Origin of the sequence: Aquimonas sp., assembly GCF_044377145.1 — a bacterium.
Classification (GTDB): Bacteria; Pseudomonadota; Gammaproteobacteria; order Xanthomonadales; family Xanthomonadaceae; genus Aquimonas.
Genome location: NZ_JBILJQ010000165.1, coordinates 1 through 3,274, shown reverse-complemented (window position 1 = coordinate 3,274; position 3,274 = coordinate 1). Strand labels below are relative to the sequence as shown.

4 protein-coding genes are annotated in these 3,274 nt (G+C 61.0%); 2 read left to right on the top strand and 2 right to left on the bottom strand.

The annotated features are described in order from the left end of the window. Positions 1-134: 134 nt before the first annotated feature. Both ACIQ7H_RS22150 and ACIQ7H_RS22145 read left to right on the top strand, forming a co-directional pair. On the top strand, positions 135-779 hold the full coding sequence (locus ACIQ7H_RS22150; protein ID WP_395795657.1) for a hypothetical protein: 645 nt from the start codon (positions 135-137) through the stop codon (positions 777-779). Positions 780-806: 27 nt separating this feature from the next. Further along, the gene (locus tag ACIQ7H_RS22145) at positions 807-1,415 is read left to right on the top strand and encodes a zinc ribbon domain-containing protein (RefSeq protein WP_395795655.1); all 609 of its coding nucleotides are present in this window, start codon (positions 807-809) and stop codon (positions 1,413-1,415) included. Positions 1,416-1,776: 361 nt separating this feature from the next. Here the strand turns inward: ACIQ7H_RS22145 and ACIQ7H_RS22140 are convergent, their stop codons facing one another. Further along, positions 1,777-2,727, bottom strand: coding sequence for a ParB/RepB/Spo0J family partition protein (locus ACIQ7H_RS22140; RefSeq protein WP_395795653.1), 951 nt, complete (start codon positions 2,725-2,727; stop codon positions 1,777-1,779). Next, positions 2,724-3,274, bottom strand: a 551-nt coding sequence (locus ACIQ7H_RS22135; protein WP_395795651.1) for a ParA family protein, incomplete at its 5' end; no start/stop codon positions are given. The genes ACIQ7H_RS22140 and ACIQ7H_RS22135, both read right to left, overlap by 4 nt.

Below are 3,274 nucleotides of genomic sequence, written 5' to 3'. Positions count from 1 at the left end.
GCTCTGGCCAGACACCTCTCCCCTGCCCTTCGGGCCGCCCTCTGGTGGGCCTCCGTGCTCCCGCTCCATTTGAGCCCACCCATATCCTTTTGGGTCGCTCTCGTTTGGGCGGATTGCCCGGCGCCCAGGCACAGGTGTGGCTGCTGAAGCTGTCCGAAGAGGCCTGCGATCTGGTCAGCACCTTCGACTTTGATCCCTCCCCACCCCCATCGACGCTAGCGGCTACCTGCCGAGCGCTTTGGTCGGCAGGATTGCGGTTACCTTCTATCAGCGAGGCGCTGGACTTGGGTGTGGGGAATTCCGTCGTCCAGCGCTACATCCGCGCGGCGGATCTGCCAGATCCTCTGCTTTCGCTGGTGGACCGAAGGCAGCTCACCTGGGGCCATCTGCGCGCGCTTGATAGGCTACCGCCCGAGGACAAACGGACTTGGGGCGAGCGCGCGGTTGCTCGGCGCTGGTCGGTTCGCGAGCTGACCTCCGCTTTGTCTGCTGGCCAGATGAATCCTCCGTCCGCCGATCACGCGCACTTTGAGGCTCTGCTGCGCGAGGCTCTGCAGACCGATGACGTGCGCCTGTTGCCGTCGGGCGACGGCACGTATGCGCTCGAATTGACCTGGTCCTGGCTGCCGGCTCTGCAGTCGGTGCTCGAGCGTCTCGGGCAAGCTCCGTTCCGGGAAGATGCCGATGCCCTCCCCCGCCGGCGTCGGACCTTGCGCATCGAACTCGACTCAAATACCGAACTGGATACCCTGGTCGGGCACCTGTTGCAGAACCTCTAAGACCTCGACACGTCCTAGGAGCTTAGTGTGGCGCCGACGTTCGGGGTTCGGCCGAATCGGTGCGTGTTAACCAACGACCGTGTAGGCACCGAGGCAATCACGATCAATGAGACCGGTGACCGGCGGCATATCGTCGCGCTCGTCTGTGGGCGTTTGGGAAGTAGCACCCACGACCACACTGGAACGTGCCAACCGCGGTTTCCGAGCAGCAAGACCAGCAGCGAAAGCGGATACATCCACGCAAGGCTCCGGCTGCAGAAAAGCCGCTGGAACTATCCGGCCTGCGATTCGGACCACCACCGCGATCAGAACGCGGCGATCAACACCGAGCGCGAGGGCCTAGGACTGCTGGCCTCAGTCGTCGACGATACGACCAGCGCCCCGGATGTGGGTTGGACTTGGCTAGCCCAAACTGACGCGCAAGCTGAGACCGCGAACGCGGCCGGCAACAAACCGCCGGTGGGCGGCATTAGCCGCGCGCTAAGATTCGGCGGGTCTGAGACTCCGAACATGTGGTTTGGCTCCGCGACCGATGCCCCCGCTGCTGGCGCCAAAGGTGGGCAGACGTGGGGATCCCAACCGAAGACCCGTTACGAGATTAGGGGGGTCCCGCGTGCAAACCCATGTTCCAGATGATTTTTTTTCCCGAAGTTTGACCGTCAAACTTCAGCCTGGTCGCCCGAGCTGACCTATGGAAATCATGGCTTTCGCTTGGCACCGGGTGATGCAATACAACTAGGCCGCCGACATCTTTGACAGCTTGGTGGATACAGACGGACGACCTCGTTGCGCTGCGCTCAGAGTGCCGCATCACGCACTACCAGAGACGATCACTCCAAAGCGGGGCAACTGGTTCAAAGGGTTTAGGACTTGGACCCGTGTGGTCGAGCGTGGACTGGAACCTGCGATTGCCGCACCCACAACGTCCAATACTGATCCGTGGGCCCAAAAGAAGAGGCCCGCACAAGCGGGCCTCGGTGGTCACTGAACCGTCTGACTACTTCGAATCATCGGCCTCGGCGATCTGCCTAGCGAACTCCAGGACTCGTGCTCGAACTGCCGCTGAGATCTCCTTCGGCAGCACAATATGGAAGGCATCGCCTCGCTCCACCTCACGAATCTTCAGGACCAGCGACTTCTCCGCCTTCGGTCGCTGTAGAAACTCTTTTGCTCTCTTCAGCACGGTCGTGATTGGGGTAGGCGCCTTCGCATCAAGCTTGGAGATGTACTCGGCGAAACCCTTTTTCTCGTAGGCCTTCAGCAACAGCGTGATGTCGCGGTGGCCGAGAGTGATCGCATCCTTGGTCCGCTGCCACATCTCCTTGGGTGCCAAATCGATCAATCGGATGAGTCTGGACACATCGCCTTGGCCCCTTCCCAAACTATCCGCAAGTTCCTTTTGCGTGCCATAGCGCCCTGAGGCCATCATTTTCACGAGCTGCAACGCCAATGAGAACGGCGTCTTGTCTGCACGCTTCGCGTTTTCAGTGTCATGGATGAAGTCGGCCATGCCATCGTCGACTTCACGGATCGCGCAAAGTGCGGTCTTGTGGCCCAGCTGCTGAAGCGCCCTGAAACGACGCTCGCCAGCAATGATCTGATAGAGCGTTGGACCACCACGCACCTCACGGACGTCGATCGGCTGCAGATTGCCTTTGGACATCTCGATAGACGCAACGAAGGACTCCCATTCCTTCCCCGCAAACTCGTCCGGATGACGCTCGTAGCCAGAACGCACATGAAGCTGGTTGATAGGCAGCGCCATGGTGCCGCGGATGGGCAAGGCCTCAATGGACGCCTTGAGCATCGCAGCCGGACCCGCTGACTGCACTTTCGGAGATATGGGACCGCTAGCCGGGACTCCCGTCTCAGGCACGACTCCCGTCGCGGCTAGTCGTTCGTTGTTCGCCAGATGCTTCGCCAGTGCGCGGTCGCGTAGGCTGGTCATGATTGGTCTCCTCGAATCAGAGTGGGTTGTGGCACAGAAGCCGCTCGCACAGTCACGAAAATCTCGTTGTGAACGCCTCGCAAGATGCTTCTGGCCTTTCGGGCTGCGGCCGGAGCAGACGCCAGATCATCATCCAGCTGCTGCTCGAACACCGTCGCCGCACCGCCGGCGGCGCGCTGCAAAGCCTCCAGACGCGGCATTCTGTCAGGCAGTACAAAGCCTGCGATCTGCTGCCTGACGGCGAGCTCGTTGAGTTCTTCGATGTAGGACGCCTGCCGCAGGGTGGGCAGCACCCGGAACCACTTCAGTGGCAGAGGGAAGCTCTTGGCTAGAGTCTCGAGCCACGTGTGCGTTGTCACTGCAAAGCTCTTGAGGCTCTCGACATCTAGGCTGCGCATTGGGCACGGAATCAGCAAACCTTCCGTCGCAAGCAGTGTGGCCAGCGTCGCTAGCGACAGCGTGGGTGCTGTGTCGATTACGACCAGGTCGTACTCTGCTCCATCCAGCGAACGCAAGGCTGTGCGGAGACCGAGCCAAAAACTCGCCT

Excerpts from the sequence above, each read along its gene's own strand:
- ACIQ7H_RS22140 (WP_395795653.1), bottom strand. The coding sequence starts at position 2,727 with ATGACCAGCCTACGCGACCGCGCACTGGCGAAGCATCTGGCGAACAAC.